Annotated in this window: 5 protein-coding genes; 3 read left to right on the plus strand and 2 right to left on the minus strand. The window is 57.3% G+C overall.

The features are described 5' to 3' along the window. Nucleotides 1-32 precede the first annotated feature (32 nt). Together EDF58_RS24840 and EDF58_RS24845 are read right to left on the minus strand one after the other, a co-directional pair. On the minus strand, nucleotides 33-2,318 hold the full coding sequence (locus tag EDF58_RS24840) for an FdhF/YdeP family oxidoreductase (RefSeq protein ID WP_132270389.1): 2,286 nt from the start codon (nucleotides 2,316-2,318) through the stop codon (nucleotides 33-35). Between the two features lie 55 nt (nucleotides 2,319-2,373). Next, a complete protein-coding gene (locus tag EDF58_RS24845) occupies nucleotides 2,374-3,456 on the minus strand; it encodes a catalase family protein (protein ID WP_132270391.1) in 1,083 nt (360 codons plus the stop codon). A gap of 374 nt (nucleotides 3,457-3,830) precedes the next feature. Here EDF58_RS24845 and EDF58_RS26220 point away from each other — a divergent pair, with 374 nt between their 5' ends. Genes EDF58_RS26220 through EDF58_RS24855 form a run of 3 tightly spaced genes read left to right on the plus strand, consistent with a single transcriptional unit; the run spans nucleotide 3,831 to nucleotide 5,954 of the window. Then, nucleotides 3,831-4,415, plus strand: a complete 585-nt coding sequence (locus EDF58_RS26220) for a Gfo/Idh/MocA family oxidoreductase (RefSeq protein WP_207913172.1) — start codon at nucleotides 3,831-3,833, stop codon at nucleotides 4,413-4,415. Continuing rightward, nucleotides 4,372-4,944 carry a Gfo/Idh/MocA family oxidoreductase gene (locus tag EDF58_RS26225; RefSeq protein ID WP_207913174.1) on the plus strand — a complete coding sequence of 191 codons (573 nt, stop codon included), beginning with the start codon at nucleotides 4,372-4,374 and terminating at the stop codon, nucleotides 4,942-4,944. The genes EDF58_RS26220 and EDF58_RS26225 overlap by 44 nt, the downstream gene beginning before the upstream one ends. After that, nucleotides 4,941-5,954, plus strand: coding sequence for a glycoside hydrolase family 15 protein (locus tag EDF58_RS24855; RefSeq protein ID WP_132270392.1), 1,014 nt, complete (start codon nucleotides 4,941-4,943; stop codon nucleotides 5,952-5,954). Before EDF58_RS26225 ends, EDF58_RS24855 begins: the two co-directional genes overlap by 4 nt. Nucleotides 5,955-6,000: the final 46 nt, after the last annotated feature.

A 6,000-nucleotide genomic window follows, 5' to 3' on the forward strand; every position in this document is an offset into this window, starting at 1 on the left:
AGTGCCTCTATGCCAGGAGTGCTGCGCGCGCATCAAGGCTCAAGCACTATGCGGACCGGGACCCCTTTGGCAGCCGGCGTTTTCGAGTGCTCGTCGTGATACCAGAGCGGAATGAGCGGATTCATCTCTGGATAATAGGCAGCAATGCAGCCGCGAGGCAGTAGAAACGGAGTGATGGTAAGCCCGTCGACCTGACGATGTACGCCGTCACCGGCGTCGCTCGCAAGTGAAACGACTTGACCATTGGTGAGGCCCGAGGCCGCGATGTCCTCGGGGTTCATGAGTACGACGTCGCGGGTGCCTTCAATGCCTCGCAGCCGGTCTGAATAGCCGTAGATCGTCGTGTTGAACTGATCGTTCGAGCGCAAGGTAACGAGCCGGTAACGACCGACAGCCGGCGTGAACCCGATTGATGTCATTGACTTGGGAATAGAAAATTCCGCCTTGCCGCTTTCTGTTTTCCAGACCCGCTCGCGTGCGGAATTACCGCGGTAAAAGCCGCCGGGAGTGAAGACGCGGGCGTTGAAATCGTGAAACTGCTCGGGGTAGGTTTCCTCGATATTGTCACGAATCGTGGCATAGCTCGCCGTCCATTCATCCCACGTGACCTTGGGATTAGGGGGCAGGGTTGCTTTTGCGATGCCTGCCACAATCGCCACCTCGCTCATCAGATGCTCGGATGCCGGCTTGTTCTTGCCAAGCGAACCGTGGATGCAAGAGAGCGAGTCCTCCATCGTCACAGCCTGCGCGCCGCTTTCCTGCTCGTCTTCCTCCGATCGGCCAAGACAGGGCAAGAGGTAGGCGATTTCACCATTGATGAGATGGCTGCGGTTGAGCTTGGTGGCGATCTGCACGGTCAGGCGCATCTTTTGCCAGGCCGCTTCCATCTTCTCGCGTTCGGGAATAGCGCGAATGAAGTTGCCGCCGAGACCGATGAACGCCTTCACTTCGCCCGATATGATTTTCTCGCAAGCCTTGACGGTATTCATGCCTTCTTCGCGCGGCGGCTCGAACCCAAACTGCTGGGCAATTTTGTCGAGCGGCACCAACTCTGGCTTTTCGGAAATACCCACCGTTCGCTGGCCCTGAACGTTGGAATGCCCGCGGACCGGTGAAATGCCGGTGCCGTCGCGGCCAATATTGCCCTTCAAGAGCCACAAGTTAGTCAGAGCCGCGAGGTTGTCAAAGCCATGGACATGCTGGGTGAGCCCCATGCCGTACATGGCGATCGAACGCTTTGCCTCGACATAGATCTGTGCAGCCTCCTCCAGATCGGCGCGGGCAAGACCGCTCTCCCGCTCGATTTCCTGCCAGCTTGTTTCTTCGACATGCGCCTTCATCGCTTCAAAGCCAGTGGTATGCTGCTTAATGAAATCGATATCGAGAACGTGGAGTTTTTCCTCGTTCCACTTCTTCTCTTCTGCCGCCAGAACATGCTTGATCAGGCCAGTTATCGCCGCGATGTCCCCGCCCGCCTTTACTTGCAGATACAGCGTGGAAATCTGGTTTTTTTTGGGTGTCAACATTTCAGCGGGACTTTGCGGATTTTTGAAGACCTCCAGTCCCTTCTCGCGGATCGGGTTAAAGGTAACGATCTTGACCCCGCGTTTGACCGCCTCCTGCAAAGGGTGAAGAAGGCGCGGGCTGTTCGAACCGGTGTTCTGTCCGAAAAAAAAGATCGCATCGCAAAGTTCGAAATCTGACAAGACGCAGGTTCCCACAGGGGAGCCTATCAATTTCTTCAATGCGACCGAGGTCGTCTCGTGGCACATGTTCGAGCTGTCGGGCAGATTATTGTGGCCGTATAGCCGTGCGAAGAGCGCGTAAAGATAGCTGGTTTCAAGACTCGCGCGGCCGGAGGCGTAGAACACTGCTGCGCCTGGATCTATCGTCTTCAGCTCCCGGCCAATGGCGGTAAAGGCCTCCTGCCAGTCGCAGGGCAGGTAAGTGTCGGTGGCCCGATCGTAGCGCATCGGATGGGTTAGGCGCCCGAGTTGCTCCAGATCGTAGTCTTTCCAGGTTTTCAGCTCGCTTACGGGAAGACCTGCAAGAACCTGCGGGGTGCAGCGTTTGCTGGTCAGCTCCCATAGCGTGGCCTTGGCGCCGTTTTCGCAAAATTCTAGCGGGTGGGCATTGGCCGGCTTGGTCCATGCGCAGGACACGCACATGAACCCTTTGACTTTGTTCTGACGCCGAAGAGTATTGATGGCAGCCAGCGTTGGTTTCTCCCGCCAGGCGATCTCCGCCATCCCGCGAAGGGATCCCCAGCCACCTTCGGTCCCTTCGTAGTGGACCGTGCCTTTTTCATCCTCAGCCATTTTAAACGACCCTCCAAGCTCGAGCAGACGCAAAGTCGGCTTTGGTGAAATTCACTTATGTTCGCCCGGAAGGCTCGTGGATCGGGCATCCGTTGAAGCGCGAGCGAAATGCGGCTGAATGCTCGTAGGGCGCTTTACGCGCCCGGTTGATATTCCCAAGCGGGCGATGTGCTTCAAGACCTACCCAAACTGAAAAGCGCATCCGCTCGTCGACAGCTGAGACCAAAGTTTCATCCCAGCTGTCTTGGGGGTCGGCGCGAAGAACAGCCACCGTCTCAAATGGACTTTCGGATTCCTGCCATTCGACTGTCGGATCCTCGATAGGTTGTTTTTCGAGGTCACGGCAGAGCTGGACGCGTAGCTCCCACTGAGCTTCCAGCGTTCTCATCCCTGCGCGTACGGCCTCACGGATCGCATCACGGCTATGGGAGGCGTCGATTGTCGTCCCTGTCCTGGCCGTGAGGCCCGGCGAGACCGGCACTAACTTGAATTTGGCGACGTAATCGCCGTACCGAAAGGGCGTGATGCTGAAATATGTCTCCCCCAGTGGATCCGAATTCGGCGCCCCGCCGAGCGATTGCACCTTGGGGCTCGCGATGCCAATGGCTTCCAAGGCTGTGTTAACGCTGCGTAGGACGCGTGAGAGGCCTTCCTTGGTTCCCTCCAGCTTGTCAGTGGTCTTCGCCAGTAGCCTTAGATTTCCGAGGAATTTGTCGGCCGTGGGTGTCTGGAATACAGGCCCATTGACCAATACGAAATTCTGCGTTGTACCTTCGGCATCAGGCAGCCGCTCGCCCTCAACATCGAGGACCTTGATCGCCATACCGCGCGGCAGACTGATACTGTCCGGCAGCAAGTCGCCGGCGTTTGTCGAAAGCCTTATCACAACATCATGTGTGGCAGGATTTGCAAACAGGCCTTGGGCAAGTTCGCCCGGCAATCCTTCGACGACGGTCAACGTACCCTTGATAATCCCATGGGCCTTGGCATGAACCGACCGTACTGCATGACCATAGTCCTGCGCGGTGGTCTCCATGATCTCGTCGAAAGTTTCATTAATTTTGTCGATCGTTTGATCTTCGTCCGGCCGGTAGGTTTCGAGCGATGGCGAGTAGGGGATAGGAGACGCAAGAGCCATAAAGGGGACTCCACTGGATGATCAAAACGAGGCGAGGGACCGCGCTTTCAAGAACGCAGATATGACATGAAAACACCTCAGGCTCTCGCTTGGCTCCCATAGAACTTCCGCAGGTAAGGTGGTCGGCGCTCTCGCAGCACGCAACGTCGCAATCGCGCGCTCTGCAATTGAGATTTCAGCGACTCGTCCGACAGTTCGAGCCCCGGACTTTATTTTTTCGAAGCAACTCCGGGGCGCCATTTTGGAGCGGCAGGAAGTGCAGGGTCAGCGTTCGCGTGTGAGTTTGGATTTGAGAACGCACCTTATTGTGCACCGCAACCAATCCGGAATTGCAAACGTTAGCTTTGCAATCCCTTTCAGCACAGGAGTTCTGCATGTTCGCGAGCAAGGAAAAGGTGCGGTACGCCGTCTTCGGGGGCGGGCAGATATCCCAGCAGGCTTTCATGCCCGGGATCGGGCGCACGGACAATTCCAAGCTCGCCGCACTGGTAACTGGCGATCCGATAAAAGCGGAGAGGTTGGCTGGAAAATACAAGATCAAGGCCTGGTCTTATGACCAATACAGCGAGCTTCTTCGCTCGGGCGAGATAGATGCGGTTTATATTGCGACGCCAAACGCGCTGCATACCGATTTTGTAACTGCCGCTCTGGAAGCTGGTATTCATGTTCTTCTGGAAAAGCCCGCTGCGGCCAGTCTTGCCGATGCCGAGAAAATCATGGCGTTGCAAAAGCGGTCCGGGGCAAAGCTGATGATTGCCTACAGGCTTCATCACGAGCCTGGAACCGTGGAAATGGTGGCGCGGGCCAGAAGGGGTGAGTTTGGCGATCTTCGCGCTTCCCAGCAATTTTCACGCAAGACGTCGCGGAAGAGAACTCACGTGGGCACAATGGATATTGGGGGGGGCGGTGCCGGATATGGGAACCTACCCGCTCAATGCGGTCCGCAACTTGTTTGGTGATGAACCCACCTCGGTACATGCAGTGGGGACAAGAACCCTGGGCCGCGGCTTTAACTTCGACGATACTGTTGCCGTGACGCTCACTTTCCCGGGCGATCGTTTGGCTCAGTTCACAGTAAGCTACGCCACTGCACCGGCCGAAAGCTTTACCCTTATCGGAACCAAGGCAACGATCGAGGCCTCGCCATGCTTCATGTTTGGCCCGAAAGTCGGCATTTCCTATAAGGAAACCACGGCGCAAGGAAGCAAGACTCACGCTTTCGAACCTGTCGAGCAGTTTGGCAACGAGACGCAGTACTTTTCTGATTGCATCTTGAACGATCGTCAGCCTGAAGCTGACGCGGAGGAGGGATACATGGATATGCGGGTTCTCGACGCTGTCGAGCGCTCGCTGGAAACCGGCAGTGTCGTTATGCTTGAGCCGGTGCGTCGCAGCCGGCAAATAACGCCGGATCAGGCTCTTCAGTTGAAGCCGGCGAGAGAGCCTGGCGAAGAGGAGCTGATAAGCGTGATACCGCAATCTGCATGACCGTGACGGGCTTGCTGACAAAGGTACGATCGGTAGCCGGCATTCGCTCGGGAGCAGGCCTGCGCCGAGATGGGTATCTTCCGCTGGAAGCATACGGTGCGCTGGGCGATGGCCGTACGGTTGCGCTGTCCGGAGCTGATGGTTCGATTGATTGGTGGTGCGTTCCCAATCTGGATTCGCCGCCCCTCTTCGACAGACTGCTGGATGCCGAGGAGGGCGGCCGCTTTGTGATTACCCCCGACGAGCCGTACGAGACAGAACGGCGGTATCTTCCAGACAGCAACGTACTTGAGACGGTGTTTACGACGGCCTCGGGATCCGCGAAACTCACGGAGTCGATTAACAGCGGTACCGCAGGTCGGTTGCCGTGGGCAGAACTTGCCCGCCGGATCGAAGGAATCAATGGCACTGTGCGTTTCCAGCTAGAAATGAGGCCGGGCCGCAGGGGCCGGGCGGCGAGTCCATACCAGTCGCAGATCGGGCGCCACTCGGTGTTTCATGTTGGCGACGTTTTGGGACTTCTTCTTCATTCCGGCGGAGTGGCAGTAGATCGCAGCGACGAGGTGGTAGTAGGCTCATTTGCCGTGCGCTCAGGCCAGCGTGAGGTCATTGCAGTGATCGCAGGCGAAGGTGAACCCTTGGTAGTGCCGCCCGTAGAAGACATTGACGAGCGAATAGATGTTTCCGATGCCGAATGGCGAGCATGGGCGGAGCGCGTCGCATATGGCGGACAAAACCGGCCAGCTTTCATCCGTAGCGTACTCGTCCTCAAGCTGCTGCTGTTTTCGCCCTCCGGGGCGATTGCGGCGGCCGCGACAAGCTCGCTGCCTGAAGGGATCGGCGGCGCGAAGAATTACGACTATCGTTACGCCTGGGTGCGCGATGCCGGCTATACGATAAAGGCTTTCCTCGCAGCCGGAGCTCAGCCGGAGGCCAAGGCGGCGTTTACCTGGTTGCTTAACACGCCGCGGAAAAAGTCAGTTTCGGACCGTTTGAGCGCCGGATTTTGATTAGGTTTAGCGCCAACGGGGTGGTGTCATCGGTATCTGTTGACTG

Origin of the sequence: Novosphingobium sp. PhB57 (assembly GCF_004342985.1) — a bacterium.
Classification (GTDB): Bacteria; Pseudomonadota; Alphaproteobacteria; order Sphingomonadales; family Sphingomonadaceae; genus Novosphingobium.